The following is a 19,888-nucleotide window of genomic DNA, read 5'->3' as shown; positions in this document are numbered from 1 at the left end:
TGTTAAGCTGACACATTCTAAGTATTTCATTAGTCAAAGACTACATTTATTTCAAATGACCTTAAAAGTCAGAGATAAAATTCAGGAACGCATTGAATTGCCGCTGATACCGCTCCTGATCCAGCCGATACAGAATGGCTTTTTTAGTAACCCCCTGCTCGTTCTTCTCACCGGTATCCAGTAAAAGCTTGGTAGACAAAATTTTACGACTAAAATTCCGTCGGTCGAACGTGTTACTGTAGATGGCTTCGTATAGACGCTGGAGCTGGGGAATGGTGAATTTTTCGGGTAATAATTCAAAGCCAATCGGGTGTAAGGCGGCTTTGTAACGAAGCCGCTGCAAGGCCATCGTTACCATTCGATCATGGTCGAAAATGAGTGAAGGTTTTTTATCCAGACTTACCCAGTAGGCATTGTTTGCACGGGCTAGCTCGGTATCATGGTCATGAATATTAATGAGGGCGTAAAAACTCACAGAGACTGTCCTTTCTACCGGGTCACGCTTCACTTCTCCAAAAGCCTGCAATTGCTCCATGTAGACGTTCTCCAGCCCTGTTAATTCGTGCAGAATACGCTTCGCTCCTACTTCAAGATCCTCGTTCTCATTCAGAAAACCTCCCATTAACGACCACTTGCCTTTCTCGGGCTCAAAATTTCGTTTGATGAGCAAGACTTTTAGATCTTCTCCATCAAAGCCAAAGATGATACAATCGGTGGCGACCAATACGCGGTTATCATGAGGATACTGTTGAAGCATAGATTCAATACAACATAGAGGAATAATCGTGTCGAAATAACACATTAATTTTGAAATAAACCATAATTTAATTTAAAAATTCCATTAAATTATTTGTTTTCCGTAAGTACGGGCCAGCCCTTTTTATAGGATAGCGATAAGCGTTTTTGCTTCGATTTGCCGTTATCCTCCGCATCGTAATAATGAATCGACACCTGTTTCTTCTCCTTCAGTAAACCCACGTGACCCGGACCAATGTATCGCCCCGACGTACGAAGAACCAGGGTGCCCCCGCCTTTGGTTAAATCCTTTCCTTCCGCATCCAGAAAAGGCCCCAAAGGATGTTCCGAACGTCCCACCACAATGTAATACGTGCTGTTTACCCCTTTACAACATTGGCCGTTATTCACAAAAAGGTAATAATAGTTTCCTTCCCTGATCAGACAGGCAGCTTCCCAATCGGAGGCATTTCCTCCGGCTACTCTCGTGACGCTGGCTCCGTCTTTCATCTTTCCCGTTGAAGCGTCCAGCTCTACCGTTCCAATCCCCCCAAAAAAGGAACCATAGGTCAGATATACCCGTCCATCAATATCCTGCAAAAGGCTGGGATCGATGGCATTAAAACCCTTCCGATCTTTGGATTCGATTACCATTCCTTCGTCTTGCCACTGGTAATCCGGTGATTTTTGATCGAGGGTTACGTTGGTCGCTAACCCTATGGCGGAGGTAGAAGAACCGAAGGTTGAGCAGGAATAATAGAGGTAATACTTCCCATTCATTTTCAGGACATCAGGAGCCCAGAAGTGTCCTTTAAAGCCCGGAACGCTGGTATTCACCCAATCCGGCCAGCTTCCCTTTTTGAAGACGGACTCGGCTTGCTGCCAGTTTTTCAGGTCGGTAGAAGTTTGAACCGTAATGCCGTGACCCGTTGAGAAAAAGTAATACTTGCCTGCGTCATTAATGATTGTGCTGGGATCGTGCGAGGCAGGGTCCTGAGCGAACATTTTTAACGGTAATACCAGTAATAAGAGGCTACGTAACATGAGTTTTTAGATGTAGAGGTTGTTTAAAAATGGCATTTTTATATAAAAGAGGAAGGTTGCTTATACCCTAAGATTATCATCCATAACGAAGCTAGGGACCTTATTACCTTTACGAATTACCTGAGGATGAGATGTAGCCAGCACCGAAACGTTACACCTCTGCTAAGCTCCTTCGCTTTACTCAGAATGACAGGCCGGGTTATAAGGGCAGGTGGGAATCTGCCTCAGAGTAGGAACGAGATGGAATTTCGCACCAGTGGTACCTACACACGCATATGCTTCTGCTTAATCCCGTTATGAATCGCTCACAATCGTATGGCTATGAGGCTAGTGAAATGAATAAATTTCACTAAAATTCTTACGTACATTATCATTTAACAATATTTTAACCTAATATTCGACTAGTAATAAACCTTCTAAAAACACCAGATAGTATCGATCTATCTTACTACTAATCATCTTCAATCATGGGAAAATTTGTAATTAAAAACCGCAGGAATGGTGAGCTCCAGTTTGATCTTAAAGCGGGGAATGGGCAGACTATTTTAACAAGCGAAGGGTATACTACGAAAACTGCTTGCTTAAATGGTATTGAGTCGGTAAAGAAAAACGCTTCTGACGACAGTAAATATGAACGGAAAACGTCGTCTAACGGAAAGCCTTATTTTAATTTAAAAGCGGGGAATGGCCAGATTATCGGTTCCAGCGAAATGTATGAAAGCGAAGCAGGTCGCGAGAATGGCATCGAATCGGTAAAGAAAAATGCTCCTGATGCTTCCGTTGAGGAGGATCTCGGTGCATAATCGGTGCATAAGTTAGTCCTCAGGGATGCAGCCACTGGTATCAGATTTCAATCCTATACGAGTATTACTCTGTTTTATCCCTATTTATTTTCATCAAAAACGAAGGCCGGGATTACCAAACCCGGCCTTTTCACTTAACCAACCTAACCAACTACTATTTCACTACTTTTACCCGAATCACGGAGAAGGATTGAGGAGCCAGGGTCAGGGTTAGTTTGGTACCTTTCACGGCTAATTCTTCTTCGGTAGGACTTACCTGTTTCGGATTTTCAAAACTATTTTCAGAATCTAACTCTGCTCCTTTCATCGTCCATCGTTTGGCCTTGCTGTCCAGTTTCTTCACTCCTTCCAGGTTAATTGTTTCGGTCTGAGCCTGATCGGACGTATTAACCAACTTCAGAATGATTTCCTTCGTAGGTTCATCCCAGGTGGCCGAAGCGTAGAGCTTATTTTTACCCGCTACCCACTCGTTATTAGCGGTAATGGGTAACACTTTCGTTCCTTTATTAGTCGAGTATAATTTCTGAACGTAATAATTAGGCGTTCCGTAGGATTGCAGGTTATTCATCCAGATCAGGTCGGGCGTCCATTGCCAACCATCGGCATGAGCGAATAAGGGAGCATAGGAAGCCATATGAACCATATCCGCATTCCGTTCCAGACCAGTCATGAAAGCTGCTTCTGACAAGGCACATAACCAGGTATTTTTGTTATTCTGGCTGGCAATATCTTTGCTTTGAGAAGCATATTCACCTGCGAAGATTTTAGGACCTTTGCGGTCATAATCATCGTAGCGATTGGCGTTTTCCATGAACCACTGAGGGCTGCGGTAGTAATGCTCATCCACAATGTCCGCCTTCAACTCACGTAATTTTCCGCTCAGAAAACCGAAGACTTCGCCATCGGGATTAGGTCCAGCACTGGAAATCAGACGTACATTAGGGTATTTTGACTTGATCGCTTTTTCAAAAACCACGTAACGATCAATGTATTGAGGGCCCCACTGCTCGTTACCAATGCCTAATAATTTCAGGTTAAAAGGCTTGGGATGGCCCATTTCAGCTCGTAGTTTTCCCCATTTCGTATCCGTTGAACCGTTTGCAAATTCAATCAGATCCAGAGCGTCCTGCACATAAGGATCGAGTTCATCGACAGGAACTACCTCACCCGAGTTATACTGACAGGCCATACCACAGTTCAGGATGGGCAAAGGTTCGGCACCGATGTCTTCCGAAAGCTGAAAATATTCAAAGAAACCCAGGCCAAACGTTTGGAAGTAATCGGGAGTCAGGCGGTGTTTGAATTCAGTATTCCAGCGGTTAATTTCCCCTTTACGGGCTTCAATCGGCCCTACCGTATTTTTCCACTGATACCGCCGATCCAGGTCATAGCCTTCCACGATACATCCACCGGGGAAACGCAGAAAGCCAGGTTTCATATCGGCCAGTAACTGTACTAAATCGGCCCGTAAGCCGCCCGGACGGTTCTTCCAGGTGTCTTTCGGAAATAGGGAAATCATATCCAGATCAGCCGTTCCTTTTCCTTCAAACCAGATATTCAGCTTCGCTTTAGGTTCAGTCTTGCTGGCCGTAAAGCTAACCGAATGTTTCTTCCAGTCATTACTCGTCAAAGGCAGCGATGCTGTGCCTAACACCTGACCTTCCCCGTTCACCAGTTCCAGTTTCAGCGTCAGGTTTCCTTCTACATTTTTAGATAAAATCGAGAAGTCATAACCGACACCCTGTTTGATGCCCATTCCCCGGAAGCCTTCGTTAATCAGGCCGTATTTCTCCCCGTCGGTTTTTACCCGAAGGAATCGTGGATTAGCGGGCTGATCTGCCCGATTAATCACCAATACACTACCGGTACTTTTTGTACTTCTACTTTCCCGCCAGCCCATTAAGGGTGTAGTAAATTCAAACGAACGGTTTTTGACTAATTCCGCATAGAGCCCGCCATCGGCTCCCATGTTAATATCTTCAAAAAACAGCCCCCACATGGTAGGTTGAACATCCGCTTTGGGCTTATTCACCTGTACCACCAGAGGGGTCTGGGCTGCTACTTGCCCTGCGAGTCCCAGGGCTATTAATGTTTTATACAGTTTAGGTAATTGCATTGGATTTTTGTTAATGATCTTACTTCAATTCCAGCACTACGACAGAAGTGGGGGGAAGTTTCACTTTCAACTGAGCTCCCGAAAGGCTGGCACCTTTGAAATCGGCGGGTTGTATTTTTGTAGGATTCTCGAAGGTATTATAATCCTGTAATTTTGCCGAAGTCAGCACACGACCCGTCACCGTTTTCAGATTCAACCCTTTTAAATCAATGGTTATATCCTGTGCTTTTTTCGGGTCAATATTCACCAGTGAAACGTGCGTCAATCCATTTTTATCTTTAGAAGCGGAAGCTGATACGGCCTTCAGCTTATCCGCCTCAAAGGAATAATCATTACTTTTTAGCTCCACTGGTAGCAAGGTAGCATCCTGATGCACATTGTACATTTCCATGACGTGATAGGTCGGCGTAAGTAACATCTTTTCGTCCTTCGTTAAAATCACGGACTGCAATACATTCACTACCTGAGCCAGATTCGCCATGCGAATACGGTCGGCGTGGTTATTGAAAATGTTCAGCGTTACCCCGGCAATCATTGCATCACGAATGGTATTTTGCTGGTACAGAAAACCGGGATTTGTGCCGGGTTCTACTTCATACCAGCCGCCCCATTCATCCACCACCAGGGCTACTTTCTTCTTGGGGTCGTACTTATCCATGATAGCACTGTGCTTCTGCACGAGTTCTTCCATGAACAAAGCCTGCTTCATGGTACCGAAATATTGCTTCTCATCAAATTCGGTAGATGGGCCTTTATGCTGCCAGTTCGTTACGGAATAATGGTGCAAAGCTACCCCCGAAAGCATTTCGTGAGGAATATCCCGCATGAGTACTTCCGTCCAGTGATAATCCGCCGAGTTAGCTCCCGAAGCAATTCTGAACAGTTTCCCGGTATTATTCCAATCCGACATAAAGGTGGCGTATTTCCGGTATTCGTTGGCGTAATATTCCGCTTTCATGTTCCCACCGCAACCCCAGGCTTCGTTCCCTACGCCCCAGAATTTGACATTCCAGCTCTTTTCCCGGCCATTTTCTTTCCGAAGACTAGACATCGGACTTTTTCCGTCGAAATTTACGTATTGCACCCAATCGGTTAACTCCTGAACCGTGCCGCTGCCCACATTTCCTGCCAGATAAGGTTCTGTGCCCAGACGCTCGCAGAGATCGAGGAAATCGTGCGTTCCGAAGCTATTATCTTCCGTCACGCCTCCCCACCAGGTGTTTACTATGGAAGGTCGTTTTGCTTTGGGGCCAATGCCGTCTTTCCAGTGATAGGTATCCGCAAAACAACCACCGGGCCAGCGAAGGTTTGGAATTTTCAGCTTTTTCAAGGCCTCGACTACATCATTCCGTACCCCTTTCTGGTTAGGAATTTTGGCGTCTTCACCCACGTAGATCCCGCCATAAATGCAGCGGCCCAGGTGTTCGGCAAAATGGCCGTAAATATGTTTATTAATGGTAACGTTCTCAGAAGAATTACTGATCGTCAACTGATTTTGAGCAAAAGTCAGGCTCGAAGCCAGAGCTAAAGCCAGGGTAGTAACTATTTTTTTCATGCAGTAGTAAAAAGGAAGAGGCAAGTGGTTTATTAAAAAGACATTTCGATCATGTCATAATCACTCCTCCAAAGTTAGACAAATAACGAGGGCATGACTCCCTATGATTTACCTTTAAATTCCTTTATTTTGACATCAATATTGATTAATATATTATTTACTGTCAAAATAGTAGTTAGAACCGCTTTAAACAAAACTTCCCGAAAGCAATTACTTTCGGGAAGTAAGAAAAACCTGAACTACTAAACTACCACTTGATTTCCTGAACGGGCGAATACAGCATCTCCCCTACACCCGCCGTTTTGACTCCAATCCGACCGTAGGCGTAAGCTTTACCCAGATTATTGGGGACGTTTAGCGTGAGGGTCAGATTTTTACTTAAGTCAGCCAGAGCAGTTCCGGTTAAGTCTACACGGGCGGCGTTGTTGTTAATGTCCACAAACTGCGTGGCTCCCAGATAAAAGGTTACCCGCTCAATGGCTTGACTAGCCACTACCTGATTGATTTTCGTTGTAGCCGTAATGGTATTTCCATTTTTCGTGTAAGTAGCCGATCCGACCGTGTAATAAGGCGTCACGGGCACGTTAACGGTCATGTTCCCCCGCAGGTTTACCTGAATGGTATCACTGTTAGCCACCCAGGGACCGTTACCTCTCAGTAAGACCAGCTTATAATCCCCATCAAATAGGGTCGCCGAAAACGAACCGTCCTGATCGACATAGACGGGGACTTTCGTGAACGCAGCGTAGCCATGTTGCCATAACTCCAACTGCACACCGTTACTCCGTACCCCCACGGGCAGGTTATTGTACACCACCTGCCCCGTGAGGTTAGATTGTGGAGCATCAAAATTATCTTTTACGCAGCCCGCCAACCCAACTAAAGCCAGCAAACTACCCAGAATTAACTTCTTCATATTAATGGAAAGGATTGCGTACGATTTTGGGATTATTGTTGATAACGGACTGGTCGATTGACGAATAATAATTGCCTAACTGAAACAGACGCGGAGCCCGATACCGGGGTGCCGCCAATTTCTCGAAAATGTATTTTCCATCTTTCGGGTCACCCGGACGCACGACGCGATAGGGATACAGGGCAAACGCCATGGCGTCGGGGTTACTCGTACTGCCATTCCAGATTTCATGGGCAATCCGCCAGCGTTTCAAATCCCAGACACGGTGATCTTCGAAAGCCAGCTCCACGCGACGCTCGTTCTGAATTTTCTGAATATTCAGCGTTTTCAAACTATTCGCCGGGAAACCCGCCCGCTGACGAAGGGTATTCACATACTGAAGAGCATCGGCGGTTTGTCCGAGCTCAAGAGCGGCTTCGGCAGCGTTCAGATACATTTCGCCCAGCCGGAAACGCACCCACCACATATCGCTCCGAACGCCGCGTGTGCTCGCCATCGGGGCAGGATCAATGTATTTACGCAGATAAAAACCAGTGTTAGACACTTCCGTTTGTGAACGCTGAGGGCCTGAGGTTCCCGTTAGCAATTTCCCATCCGTATAGTTTGCTCCCAGGGTGTTGGATTCTACGTTCTGATAGGCACTCCCATTCCAGACTTTTACCCCCGCCTGAATCTGTACTTCCTGTCCGCGAAAGCTGGTTCCCGGATAGATAATTGTTCCGTACAAACGAGCGTCCTTGTTGGCAAAAATGTCCTGTGGACGGTCGTAATAGATGTAATCGCTGTTATCAGCCGTGCGATTTTTCAGTTCACCAGAGCTTCCATCCAGGTATTCATAATCCTCTACCAGATTTAGCGTAGGCGTTACCGCCGACGAACCGAGGTTATCCTCCCGAACCCCACGAGCGATGTTATCGTAGGTAAATCCGTGGCGTTTATCCTTAGCCGTCAGGAAGTCCTGAGCCATGATTACTTCGCGGTTATTTACTTTTTTAGTAATCGCCTCAAAGAAATTTTCACCCAGGTTCGGATTTGACTGATACAGCGTATACGCTCCTGAATTGATGATTTCCTTCGCTGCCGCCAGAGCTTTCGTGTAATAGTCCGTCGCCCGATTGGCCGGAATGCCTACTTCCCCGTTGGGCAAAGTAATGGGAGCGGGCATCTGGTTATTGTACTTGGCAATAGATCCCGCGTACAGCATCGCCCGGCTTTTCAGAGCCAGAGCGGTATACTTGTTAGCCCGGGTGTTACTACCTGAGTTACCCAACTGATCCTTAACGGCATCCAGTTCAGAAGCAATGAAATCATACACTTCGGCTTCCTTATTGCGAGGCTGTTGCAAAGGCGTTGGATCGCCGCTGAAATCGTAAATCAGTTGTTTGGTTACCAGGGGAACACCCCCCATACGTTTCACTAACTCGAAGTACTGATAGGCCCGCAAGAAACGTAACTCCGCCGAAAACTGAGTCTTCTGGGCAGCAGTGAGGGTATTTCCGTATCGTTCAATACTTTCCAGAGCCAGGTTAATGTCCCGAATCAGGCTATAATCCCACAGCCGCCAACGTTCAAAACCATAGGAAATGATGTTGTTTCGTCCATCATCGTTACCCGACCACATGGCCTCATCATAAGATGCAAATTCGGCCCACCCGTTATCAAGCTGAGTGTGTGCAGGTAAACGGTTGTAATAGTTAGCCAGCAGGCTGGTAATCATTTTTGCGTCATTCCAAACCTGTTCTTCGGTAATCAGCGTGGGTGACTGTCGCTCCAGCCAATCCCCTTCCTTACAACTGGAAACCAGTACTACTAAAGCGGCCAGAATGAGTTGTTTATAGTTCAGTTTCATGGAAATATCAATTAAAGATTTAAACTAAAGCCTGCATTTACCAGCCGCTGCTGCGGATAAACCAAACCATTTCCTGAAGAAATTTCGGGGTCAATGCCAAACTTCTTGACGTTATCAATCGAGAAGAGGTTTGTCCCATTGATGTACACTCGTAGACCCGAAAGTTTGATTTTCCTCAGCACTTCAGTCGGGATATTATAAGCCAATTCCAGATTCCGAAGGCGGATGTAACTTACGTTCGTTAACCAGAAATCACTTTTGCGGAAATTCACGTGACTAGGGTTATCCTTGCGGATAGCAGGATAGGTTCCGGGTACCCAGGGACTGTCGGGGTTGAAGGGATCTTCGCGGTGCCAGCGATCTTCCAGCATGTAATCGGGCGAATTACCGTTGTTCTGGAAAGGTATTTTCAATTCCCAGTCCCGCTGGAAAGTCTGCATGGTGGCTCCGGCAAAATCAAACTGTAACGTAAAGTTTTTCCAGGAAACACTACTGTTGATACCAAAACTCACATACGGGTTGGCTCCTTCGGCAAAACCAATGGGGCGTTCGTCTAGTCCGTTAATGATTCCATCACCGTTTACGTCTTTATAGATGAAGTCTCCGGGTAACTGGGTACGGTTGCCCTGGCCATCGTTGTTTACCCCGTAGTTATCAATTTCCGCCTGCGACTGGAATCGACCAATCACCTGGTACCCCCAGTTGATGTTAGCCCAGCGTTGATTCCAGGAGTTACGATACTCATCCCAGGAGTTACCAAAACGGGGTTTGTAAATCCCCTGCACATCCCAGCGACGAGCTACTGTTCCGTTAACGCTGAAGGAATACTGCACATCATTCCACTTGTTCCGATAGGTTAAAATACCCTCAAAACCCCGATGAGAATCAGAATTCAGGTTTTCATTAGGAAGGGAATACCCCACTTCACTGGGTAACAGAACATCGTAACGAGCCGCAGGCAAACCCTGACGAAGACGTTCGAAGGCATCAAATGTCCCCGAGAATTTTCCGTCGAAGAACGAGAAATCAACGCCGATGTTCCGGTTGGTATTGGTTACCCATGACAGGTTAGTAATAGGTAATCCGCGAGGCTGTAATCCTGTAATCAGGTTGCCATCAAATACCGCCGTTCCGCTGTTCCAGTTATACCCTGGAGAGTAGCTGTAGGGAGCCACAATAAAACCGTCGTTAATCAGATCGCTACCCGTTTTACCGTACGAAACCCGAAGTTTCAAATCATCCAGAAAATGGGCAGTATGATCTTTCAGGAATGGTTCCTGCGATAGCCGCCAGCCCAAAGACACACCGGGGAAGAAGCCATAACGCTTGCCGGGGGCAAATAGAAAGGAACCATCATAACGCCCTACGATCTCAGCCAGATACTTCTGTTTGTAGTTGTAATTAAATCGACCAATGTAACCTGCCCGGGCCTGTACGTTCCACTCGTCCGCCAGATAATCCTGGTTGGCGAAATACTGAATGGGGATGTAGTTATTGGGCGGCACGGTATGCACAACCATGTATTTATTATCCTGATCGTACCGCTCATACGCAGCCACTGCTGACAGGCTATGGTCACCCAGTTGCTTGTTATAACTCAACTGAATCTGAGCAAATCGGTCGATAATATTACGTTTCCGACGTTCTCTCCAGGGATTCTGATTACCACCCCCCGGTACCAGGTTATAGGTATCCGTCGGCTCATCATAACGATAAGCATTATACGTATATTCAAATCCATCAAAATCGAAATTGGTAAAAGCATACGAATACGTTCCTTTTACGGACAGCCCGAAATCAAAATCGTACTGAGCGTAGAAGTTTCCTTTTCCGTTCATCCATACTTCATCGACGTAACCCGTCACATCTTTTTTATATGTAGCAGGGTTTACGTTTACGTTGTGAGTCTGATTGATGTAGTTAGGGTTATCGTTTGCATACGGACGCTCCGTAGGCCACATGGTGAAGATACTCAGGAAAGGATTGAAGTAGTCGTCCAACCCCGGAACCCCTACCTGACTACGTAACTCCCGACGGGCACTAAGCTGAGTACCAATTTTAAAACGCTTCGCCAGAGCCACTTCTACGTTGGTTTGCAGGTTGGTCCGGTTGAATTTATAGTCTGGGATTAAAGCCTGCTGATCCAGGTGTCCGATTGACACATAATAGTTTACCGTTTCATTGGCACCTGAGGCATTGGCATTCAAAGAATACTGCGGTACGTTAGGTCGCATGACCATATCATAATAATCGAAGCTCTGATACCCTTTTTCAGTACCTGCTTTCCACTTAGCTAGTTCTTCGGGAGTCCACGAAGTGGTAATTCGCTGATTCTGATCTGATTCGATCAATCCACGAACGTATTGATAGGCATTTGCAGGTCTGGGATAACGGGTAAAATTCTGAACGCCATAATACCCATTGATGTTGATTACTGGCTTAGAGCCCGCTTTTCCACGCTTGGTTGTTACCAGTACTACCCCATTGGAGGCCCTCAATCCGTAGACCGCGGCAGAAGCATCTTTCAGGATAGAAATGTTATCAATATCATTCTGCCCGAGGTTATTGAAATTACCTGCATCCGAAGGAACGCCATCAATGATAAACAGAGGCGTACCCATGTTCCGAATCTGAATGCTCGTGCTGGCACCCGGACGAGCATCTGTCTGACGAGCCGTAATCCCCTGAATTTTACCCACTAAAGCTCCAGAAGTAGTGACTGCTGGCGTACGAAGTAGGTCGGATGACTTCAAGGTTCCAACCGCACCCGTTACCGTTGCCCGCGACTGGGTGGTGTATCCTACCACCACTACTTCGGTCAGGTTTTTGGTATCCTGCTGTAACGTAATGGTCATTTGCGTCAGCGACCCTACCGCCATTTCCTGTGGGGTATAACCCACGAAGCTAAAAATGAGTGTAGCATCACTATCCGGTACGTTGATCCTGAATTTTCCTTCTACATCCGTAACTACTCCACGGGTTGTTCCTTTTAATAAGACACTTACGCCCACCAAGGGCTCACCACTGGTATTAATCACGGTTCCCGAAACGGGGACATCTGCCGCCTGCACTACGGCCAGATGAAGACTGAAGAAGAGGAATACAAGTAACCAGCGAAAGGGGTCACTCCTCCGTAAAAGTCGACGCATAGAAATAAGGTTTATAGAGTAATTGTAAGCAATAGGATTCTACTCACTCCGCCTGGCGAAGTGTGAAAAGAGGTAATTAGGCGTGAAGTTCAAGAAGAGAAAAACGTTAGTTTTTCCAGGTTCTTGGAAAACAGGTTTTAAGTCATAGTGGAAAGGTTAAAATCCTGGGCAGGTCCTTTTGAGGTGTAGACGTCTTCTTATAATATTCACTATCTAAGAAAATTGTGAACTTATCTACTATGCAAATATATTATCCCACGCTAACTCTAACTCCCTGAAATTTGCTATCCACTGACTGTATTTTGATTATTTATATAATAATTACTATATTTTTTTGCACATAAATTTACTTATGGCACTAAAAAACCACCTTTGCAGGTGGTTTCAAACACTTCATGAAAGATTCGTTACTCTACTGTAACTGATTTTGCCAGGTTACGCGGCTGGTCTACGTTACAACCTCGCATGACAGCGATATAGTAAGACAATAATTGCAGAGGAATTACTGATAATAGCGGCGTCAGAATCTCGTGCGTGATCGGAATTTCAATGACGTGGTCTGCCATGGTTGGAATTAGCTTGTCGCCTTCCGTTACTACCGCAATTACCTTCCCTTTCCGGGCCTTTACTTCCTGAATATTCGAGACAATTTTTTCGTAAGACTGGTCCTTTGTCGCAATGAAAACGACGGGCATATCCTCATCAATCAAAGCAATCGGGCCGTGTTTCATTTCAGCCGCCGGATAACCTTCGGCGTGGATATAACTGATTTCTTTCAGTTTTAAAGCACCTTCCAGAGCAACCGGGAAATTGAGTCCGCGACCGAGGTAAATAAAGTTACGGGCGTTGCTGAACAAGGCTGAAATCTGCTCGACTTTTTCGGCATTCTTCAGCACTTTCTCAATTTTCTCGGGAATGCGTTCCAGTTCGAACAGGAATCGGCGGAAGGTATCTTCGTGCAGACTGCCTTTCCGACGAGCTACCGCAATGGCCATCTGAGTTAATACCGACACCTGAGCGGTAAATGCTTTGGTAGAAGCAACGCCAATTTCAGGTCCGGCGTGGGTATAAGCACCCGCGTGAGAAATGCGGGGAATGGAAGCTCCGACCACATTACAAATACCCAGAATGATGGCTCCTTTTGACTTAGCCAGCTCTAAGGCGGCCAGTGTATCCATTGTTTCACCAGATTGTGAAATGGCAATGACCACGTCCCCCTCTTGGATGATCGGGTTTCGATACCTGAATTCAGAGGCATACTCTACTTCAACGGGAATCCGGGCCAGCTCTTCAAATATATACTCGGCTACCAGCCCAGCATGCCAGGAAGTTCCACAGGCTACAATGACTATTCGCTGAGATTTGGCAATGTCATCCAAATATTCGCGAAGTCCACCCAAAACCAAGTGGCCTTCATCAGCATTCACCCGCCCTCGTAAACAATCTTTCACCGAACGCGGCTGCTCAAAAATTTCCTTGAGCATGAAATGTTCGTAACCGCCTTTCTCAATCGCCTCCAGCTCCATTTCTATATGCTGGATGTAAGGCGACTGAATAATATTTTCGATATTCTTGACGGTTAACTCGCCATTGCGAACCACCGCAATCTGAAAGTCATCCAGGTAAATAACGTTGTTCGTATACTCAATAATCGGTGTAGCGTCGGAAGCGAAAAAATACTCTTGCTCTCCTACGCCAATCACCAGTGGGGAACCTTTGCGAGCTGCGATGAGCTGATCGGGATGCTCTTTGCTCATTACTACAATGGCATAAGCTCCAACCACTTCCTGCATGGCTAACCGGATGGCTTCTTCAATCGAACTATACGTTTCTTTCTGAATGTCTTCAATAAAATTTACGAAAACCTCTGAATCAGTGTCCGAACGAAACTCGTAGCCTTTGTTCTGTAAATTCAGCTTAATAGCTCCGTAATTTTCAATAATGCCATTGTGAATAATGGCCAGGTTTCCCGAGTGAGAATAGTGGGGGTGGGAGTTCCGGTCGCTAGGTTCGCCGTGGGTAGCCCAACGAGTATGCCCGATACCGACGTTACTTTTCAGATTTTCATCGGTTAGCGAAGCCTCCAGATCACTTACTTTTCCTTTCTTTTTATATACCTGTAGACCGTCTCCGGTATTTAAAGCGACCCCTGCGGAATCATAGCCTCGATATTCTAAGCGTTTTAATCCCTTAATAATGAGCGGATAGGCATCCCGGTGTCCCACATAAGCTACAATTCCACACATACGTTTAATTTTTGACTCTTCTTAGTTAATAAAAACGGGGCTGGATAGTAAGAAAAGAACTCATATTATCATTAGATATTCTTAATTACTAATTCGTTGCTTCAAAAGAACTACATCCCGTTTATATTCAAAAACAAAAAGCCAATAATTTTACTTAAATACCTTAAAATCAAACAATTAATTAATTATTTTAAATTTATATCTTGGAATAATAAAAAAATTTAAATAGAATAAATTGCTTTATTTTCAACACTTATGTATCAGATTATCAATAAAAAAGGCGATTCCATTATTGGAATCGCCTTCTATTTTTAAGACAAAATGCCTATGAATCTACTAGTCTAGTTTAGCATGCAGATCACGGTATTTTTTCACCGCATCATGCGAATCTTTAAGCTTAGCTTTCTGAGTGCTAATTAACTGACGGATATCTGTCGACATGTTTGCATCTGATTCGAGAGCCGTTTGATAGGCTTCCTGAGCGGCATCTTCACCGAACTCGCAGTTTTCCAGAATCGCTTTACGGTCTTTGCCGGTAAACGCTGCTTTCACGTCCATCCATACCCGGTAGAATTTACCTGAGGTAGTCGTTTCGTCGGTTGGCGTACCACCCAGATTTACGATTTCGCGGCTCAGTTCATCGCGGTAGGTACGGCTTTCATCCGCAAAGCGGTTAAAAAGAGCCTTCAGATCTACGTCTTCGAGTTCTGTTTCGTTTACTGCTTTTTCGTATCCTGAAATCCGGTCGTTATTAATACGTACCAGATCATTTAAAACATCTACTAATTTTTCGTTGGTTACTGTAGTTTCCATGACTTATAAGTTTTATGTGGTTGATAGTCACGATACTAAAGGTTAAAAAAGCAGACCTATTTCATTAATCCCTGAAAATCAAACACTTAATTATATATAATATATAAAAATTTGTAGAAAACAGTTCCCGAACGAGTAGAAGTGGGCAATTGACTTCTGTCAATCTACCCGTTATTTAGCTGCCAGCATCTCTGCTTTTTGCAGCGTAACTTTTTCTACTTCCTTTACCATATTCGTTGATCCAATGCATAAAGCACTTCGCTGATGTAAATTCTTAATTTTTACCTCCATTAATCGCTGTTTACCGTCAGTAGCTAAACCGCCCGCCTGTTCAATGATAAAAGCTAACGGATAGCACTCATACAATAAGCGTAGTTTCCCGTTAGGGGTTTTAGCCGGTTGGAGGATAGAAATAGATCCCTCCTTTCAAAAGGTTCCGGTGGAAATCTCCTACTAATGAACCGATGTACCGGGAAGAATAACGACGGGTACGACAGGTGTCCAGGTAATCGGAAATAGGCTCTGGAAAGTCCAGAGCGTTCCCATCATTAATGGAATAAATGGACCCGTCTTCGGGAATTTTAATGGTTGGATACGACAGAAAAAACTCACCGAGCGAGGATTCGTAAGTGAATCCATTCACACCGTGTCCAGTAGTGTATACCAGCACGGTTGAGGAACCGTATAATACGTAGCCCGCCGCTACCTGAGCATCGCCACCCTGTAGAAAATCATCCAGGGTTACCTTCGTTCCCACAGGGCTCAGGCGACGATAGATGGAAAAAATGGTTCCGATTGAAACATTCACATCAATGTTGGAAGAGCCATCGAGCGGATCAATTGCCACCACATAGCGGGCATCGTCGTTCCCCGTCATTACGATATTTTCTTCTTCTTCAGATACAATTCCTGCCACTTCTCCCCCATTACGTAGAGCCCGCATAAAGCGAATATGAGCGATCATATCCAGTTTCTGCTGCATTTCACCCTGAACATTAGACGTTCCGATGGCACCGGTCACATCCACTAATCCAGCTTTGTTGATTTCACGATTGACAATTTTGGCGGCGATGGCAATGTCACGTAATAACTGCGACAATTCCCCAGTAGCAAAGGGAAAAGCATCCTGGTTACGTTTGATAAAGCGATCCAGAGTAACGCCTACGGGAAGAGCGATGGTTTCATCCAGAAAAGTCATAGGTTATGCTCGTCTTTGGGTGGTTATAAATAGTTTATAGAGATATGGATTTTACTCAGCACTATGATTTCACGAGCAGAGCTTCGAAAAGCCCAGACCCAATCGATTTCTGCGAACAGAAATAACCCTGATCGATTTATTAAAAAAATTAAATAATATACTGTAGGAAAGAGGCTAGTAACTGCTGATTATAAGACGTTTAATTAATTACCATACCCTTGCTTTTTCTAAGAAAAATCTAATGCTTTTTTACAGAAACTGATACTAATAAGCATGACAGCATGTATCAGGAAAGCTTTCCATCTGTTTTTTTCTTCCAGGCTATCAGTACGCCCCCACTAATAATCAAAGTAATGCCTAAACTCATGACGAAGGAAGGAAGGGGGTCGCCCAGAATGATTCCGAAAAGTAGAGAAAAGACAATATTAGAGTACCCTACCGCTGAAACGCGACCCGCTTTATCCATACTTAGTGAACGGGTCATGCATAATTGAGCAAGTAAAGCGGCCAGTCCCATCATTAACAGTATCGCCCATTCCCAACCCTGAGGCCAGACGAAGCGACCAATCAGCCAGTGATTAACGTCAGGGAACAAACTTCCCGTTAGCATAGAGAGAGCCGGGAGAATCAGCCCTGATAACATAAAGGAAAGAACAATGGCCCGCGTATCATAATACCGATTCAGGCTGCGAATGGACAGGTACGAAACGGCAGTTAATATCGCACAACTCAGCCCGATCAAATGCCAGCGGAGGGGCATGGTAACGTCCGGTCGGAAAATGAGTAGAATTCCCAGGAAACCCAGCCCGATAGCCAACCATTCCCGACGATTTAGTTTCTCGCCGAAGAATAAAAAGGAAAGAATGCTTAAAAAAATGGGATAGGTATATTGATAAGCCGAGGCCGTTCCTAGACTTAGGGTCCGAACGGAATAGAAAAGCATATACAAAGAGGCCGTTCCCACTACACCCCGAAAGATTAACAACAGTGGCTTTCCGCCCGGCTGCTGCATGGGTTTCTGTCTTAAGCTGATCAGGATGGAAATAACTCCCACGAGGTTTCGGAAAAATACCAGTTCAACGGCCTCAAATCGGGAACTCAGTTGCTTGGCTATCAAGGTCATTCCAGCAAACAGAAACGAAGCCAGTAACATTAATGCAATGGCTGAGGACGCATAGCGTTGGTAAAAAGTCTTTTTCGCAGGAGTAATAGTTTCGATCATGAACTAGGGAGAAAGGGTATTGGCTCAACTCATTTTCTCCCCTGCTCGTTCCCAAAAACGCATCCAACGCGGAAACATTGACTGTCTGGCATCTTCGGGCTGGTCGTCTCCAATCAATATACCCCAGGGTTCGAGGCCTTCTACCCGATCAAAAACTACCTTCATTAAAGCAATAGCCGGAATGGAAAGGAACATTCCTGAAACACCCGCCAGAGCACCTCCCACCAAAACCCCCACGATAGAAACCAGAGCATTCACTTTGACTTTTGAACCCACAATCATGGGAACCAGAATGTTATTGTCAATGAACTGTACCACTAGAAAAACGCCCACAACTCCCAGTAACACGCCAGGATCGGGGTTATTAACGAAGGCTATTAATACGGCCAGAATGGTGGCAATAATGCCGCCAATGTAAGGAATCAGGTTGAGGATGGCGGCGATAGCACTGAGCATAATAGCGTATTCAACCTTTAAAGCCAGTAATCCTACCGCATTTAAAATCGCTACACAGAGCGTTTCCAGCAATAAGCCAACTACGTAACTTTGAATCACGGTCTTCACCTGCCCAATGATTTCCCAGACTTTTTCCGCCGCTTCTTCAGCGAATAAGGATACAATGAATTTGAGCAACATAGCCCGGTAATAGAGTAACAGAAAGATGTAAATGGGTAATAAGGCCAGCGTTCCTAATGGACCAGAGATGGCTGAAATAGCTCCGTCACTCTGCAAGCTCTCCAGCGTTTTTTCCTGCACCTGTTTTACGTACTGGGCCTGCTTGCCGTAACTTACCCGGTATTCACTGCGAATCCAGCGGCGGGCATCGCGGTAAAAGTCATTGATATGGGCCTGAAGCTTGGGAATATCGTCCGAAAAATCCGCGATTTGTACGGAAATAAAGAAACCAACGGCGATTAGAAAAGACATGGCCAGAAAGAGGGTCATACAAATGGCAATGACTTTATGAAAACCCCGCTTCATGAACCAGGCTTCGACGGGGCGTAACAGGATGGCCAGTAAACCCGCCAGTGCCAGCGGAACAATTATTTCTTGACCAATGTAGATTCCGTACGTCAAAAGGGTAAGAATGATCAACACGTGCGACATACGGTGATACAAAGGACGACTGGACGAAGGCATGGCGTTACAGTAAGATGTGGAACCGAATACTAAGGTTAGGTAATATAGACACCCCAAAGGCGTTTTTTATGAACCTGACCTGTTTTAAATTTTAACAAAAACTCAATTCTAATTAGAAAGTTTTAAGGAATCAATCTCGTCGAGTTTATCCGAAGAACTTCGAGGATTTTTATATCTTGCCTCCTTAATTACTTGTTTCGAGACCAATGAAAAAGCAGATTATTTTCACCCCTAATGCTCCCGCACCCATCGGCCCTTATTCCCAAGCCATAAAAATTGACGGTAGAGTATATGTTTCAGGCCAGATTGCAGCCGATTTAGCCTCTAGTGGAGCCGGCGGTAGCCGCCGAAGCTCGTCAGGTTATGATTAGCATCGGAGAAATCCTACAGGCGGCTGGTATGAATTACCATAACATTGTTAAAACCAGCATTTTCTTAAAGGACATGAATGACTTTACCGTAATCAATGGTATTTACGGTGAATTTTTCTCGGGCGATTATCCCGCTCGTGAAACCGTTCAGGTATCTCGCCTGCCCAAAGATGTATCGGTAGAAATCTCAGTAATTGCCATGGAAGACTAAGTTCTTCTTTCGCTGGCAGTTGATTTTGAGGTAGTATAGGCGGCCTGTGGAATCCACAGGCCGCTTTTTTATTTTATGGATAGAGCCGTGATTTCATTGCGTCTGTTTAGGAAACAAAAATCATTTGAATCGTAACAAAAGCCGCCTCTTACCCAGACGCGATGAAGTCGCTTCTCTGCCTGAAATGCTTGTTTGTTATGCTTTTGTCGGATTGGCAATCATCCACCGTGGTTGGTGTCCTCACCAACCACTATGCTTTTTGGCTGGTGAAGACACCAGCCATAGCGGGAGGAATTCGTAAGTGCGTTAACCTACCCGCCCGTCCCCCGGATTGTCATCCGGGGCTATCCAGATTCAACCCCTCCGGGGTTAAGGTCTCCATTTTCAAACCTCTTCCCTACCTTTCCGCCCTAGTTGGTGAGAACACCAACTACTATGCTTTTGGCTGATGAAGACACCAGCCATAGCGGGAGCATGTACCTCATACCCAAAACCCCGGATTATCATCCGGGGCTATTCA

At 45.3% G+C, this 19,888-nt stretch carries 12 protein-coding genes and 2 pseudogenes; 2 read left to right on the top strand and 12 right to left on the bottom strand.

The genetic code is table 11. From position 1 onward, the window contains the following. Positions 1-61: 61 nt before the first annotated feature. A complete protein-coding gene (locus QE390_RS11890; RefSeq protein ID WP_307142297.1) occupies positions 62-757 on the bottom strand; it encodes an NUDIX domain-containing protein in 696 nt (231 codons plus the stop codon). Between the two features lie 89 nt (positions 758-846). Beyond that, a complete protein-coding gene (locus tag QE390_RS11885) occupies positions 847-1,779 on the bottom strand; it encodes an arabinan endo-1,5-alpha-L-arabinosidase (protein ID WP_307142296.1) in 933 nt (310 codons plus the stop codon). 467 nt (positions 1,780-2,246) lie between these two features. Between QE390_RS11885 and QE390_RS11880 the strand changes: the two genes are divergently transcribed. Next, the gene (locus QE390_RS11880; RefSeq protein ID WP_307142295.1) at positions 2,247-2,582 is read left to right on the top strand and encodes a YegP family protein; all 336 of its coding nucleotides are present in this window, start codon (positions 2,247-2,249) and stop codon (positions 2,580-2,582) included. A 154-nt stretch (positions 2,583-2,736) separates the two neighbouring features. Here the strand turns inward: QE390_RS11880 and QE390_RS11875 are convergent, their stop codons facing one another. From QE390_RS11875 to QE390_RS11830, 10 genes and pseudogenes are all read right to left on the bottom strand, one after another. Continuing rightward, positions 2,737-4,698 carry an alpha-L-arabinofuranosidase C-terminal domain-containing protein gene (locus tag QE390_RS11875; protein WP_307142294.1) on the bottom strand — a complete coding sequence of 654 codons (1,962 nt, stop codon included), beginning with the start codon at positions 4,696-4,698 and terminating at the stop codon, positions 2,737-2,739. A 19-nt stretch (positions 4,699-4,717) separates the two neighbouring features. Further along, positions 4,718-6,253: an alpha-N-arabinofuranosidase gene (locus QE390_RS11870; RefSeq protein ID WP_307142293.1), complete on the bottom strand. Its 1,536-nt coding sequence runs from the start codon at positions 6,251-6,253 to the stop codon at positions 4,718-4,720. Between the two features lie 247 nt (positions 6,254-6,500). Further along, positions 6,501-7,169: a DUF3823 domain-containing protein gene (locus tag QE390_RS11865; protein ID WP_307142292.1), complete on the bottom strand. Its 669-nt coding sequence runs from the start codon at positions 7,167-7,169 to the stop codon at positions 6,501-6,503. 1 nt (position 7,170) lies between these two features. Beyond that, positions 7,171-9,018, bottom strand: coding sequence for a RagB/SusD family nutrient uptake outer membrane protein (locus tag QE390_RS11860; RefSeq protein ID WP_307142291.1), 1,848 nt, complete (start codon positions 9,016-9,018; stop codon positions 7,171-7,173). Positions 9,019-9,029: 11 nt separating this feature from the next. Further along, entirely contained in the window at positions 9,030-12,167 is a 3,138-nt protein-coding gene (locus QE390_RS11855) for a TonB-dependent receptor (protein ID WP_307142290.1), read from the bottom strand. A gap of 407 nt (positions 12,168-12,574) precedes the next feature. Continuing rightward, complete coding sequence (gene glmS, locus QE390_RS11850) at positions 12,575-14,413, bottom strand: glutamine--fructose-6-phosphate transaminase (isomerizing) (RefSeq protein ID WP_307142289.1); 1,839 nt, start codon at positions 14,411-14,413, stop codon at positions 12,575-12,577. 336 nt (positions 14,414-14,749) lie between these two features. Then, a complete protein-coding gene (locus tag QE390_RS11845; RefSeq protein WP_106636174.1) occupies positions 14,750-15,226 on the bottom strand; it encodes a PA2169 family four-helix-bundle protein in 477 nt (158 codons plus the stop codon). 171 nt (positions 15,227-15,397) lie between these two features. Further along, positions 15,398-16,424, bottom strand: a pseudogene (gene fbp, locus QE390_RS11840) (class 1 fructose-bisphosphatase). Between the two features lie 286 nt (positions 16,425-16,710). Next, positions 16,711-17,646, bottom strand: coding sequence for a DMT family transporter (locus QE390_RS11835; RefSeq protein ID WP_307142288.1), 936 nt, complete (start codon positions 17,644-17,646; stop codon positions 16,711-16,713). A 24-nt stretch (positions 17,647-17,670) separates the two neighbouring features. Beyond that, positions 17,671-18,786, bottom strand: coding sequence for an AI-2E family transporter (locus tag QE390_RS11830; protein WP_307142287.1), 1,116 nt, complete (start codon positions 18,784-18,786; stop codon positions 17,671-17,673). A gap of 206 nt (positions 18,787-18,992) precedes the next feature. On the opposite strand from QE390_RS11830, the pseudogene QE390_RS11825 reads away from it, so the two are divergent. After that, positions 18,993-19,368 (top strand): annotated as a pseudogene (locus QE390_RS11825) (Rid family detoxifying hydrolase). The last annotated feature ends 520 nt before the right edge of the window (positions 19,369-19,888 follow it).

This window comes from Siphonobacter sp. SORGH_AS_1065, assembly GCF_030818595.1.
In the GTDB taxonomy this organism is placed as follows: domain Bacteria; phylum Bacteroidota; class Bacteroidia; order Cytophagales; family Spirosomataceae; genus Siphonobacter.
Note: the sequence above shows the minus strand (reverse complement) of the source record. Positions and strands in the feature narration are given on the sequence as shown.

Bases quoted from the DNA above. Each gene is read 5' to 3' on its own strand.
- QE390_RS11870 (WP_307142293.1), bottom strand. From the start codon at position 6,253: ATGAAAAAAATAGTTACTACCCTGGCTTTAGCTCTGGCTTCGAGCCTG.
- QE390_RS11865 (WP_307142292.1), bottom strand. From the start codon at position 7,169: ATGAAGAAGTTAATTCTGGGTAGTTTGCTGGCTTTAGTTGGGTTGGCG.
- QE390_RS11830 (WP_307142287.1), bottom strand. From the start codon at position 18,786: ATGCCTTCGTCCAGTCGTCCTTTGTATCACCGTATGTCGCACGTGTTG.
- QE390_RS11880 (WP_307142295.1), top strand. From the start codon at position 2,247: ATGGGAAAATTTGTAATTAAAAACCGCAGGAATGGTGAGCTCCAGTTT.
- QE390_RS11845 (WP_106636174.1), bottom strand. From the start codon at position 15,226: ATGGAAACTACAGTAACCAACGAAAAATTAGTAGATGTTTTAAATGAT.
- QE390_RS11855 (WP_307142290.1), bottom strand. From the start codon at position 12,167: ATGCGTCGACTTTTACGGAGGAGTGACCCCTTTCGCTGGTTACTTGTA.
- QE390_RS11835 (WP_307142288.1), bottom strand. From the start codon at position 17,646: ATGATCGAAACTATTACTCCTGCGAAAAAGACTTTTTACCAACGCTAT.
- glmS (WP_307142289.1), bottom strand. From the start codon at position 14,413: ATGTGTGGAATTGTAGCTTATGTGGGACACCGGGATGCCTATCCGCTC.
- QE390_RS11885 (WP_307142296.1), bottom strand. From the start codon at position 1,779: ATGTTACGTAGCCTCTTATTACTGGTATTACCGTTAAAAATGTTCGCT.
- QE390_RS11875 (WP_307142294.1), bottom strand. From the start codon at position 4,698: ATGCAATTACCTAAACTGTATAAAACATTAATAGCCCTGGGACTCGCA.
- QE390_RS11890 (WP_307142297.1), bottom strand. From the start codon at position 757: ATGCTTCAACAGTATCCTCATGATAACCGCGTATTGGTCGCCACCGAT.
- QE390_RS11860 (WP_307142291.1), bottom strand. From the start codon at position 9,018: ATGAAACTGAACTATAAACAACTCATTCTGGCCGCTTTAGTAGTACTG.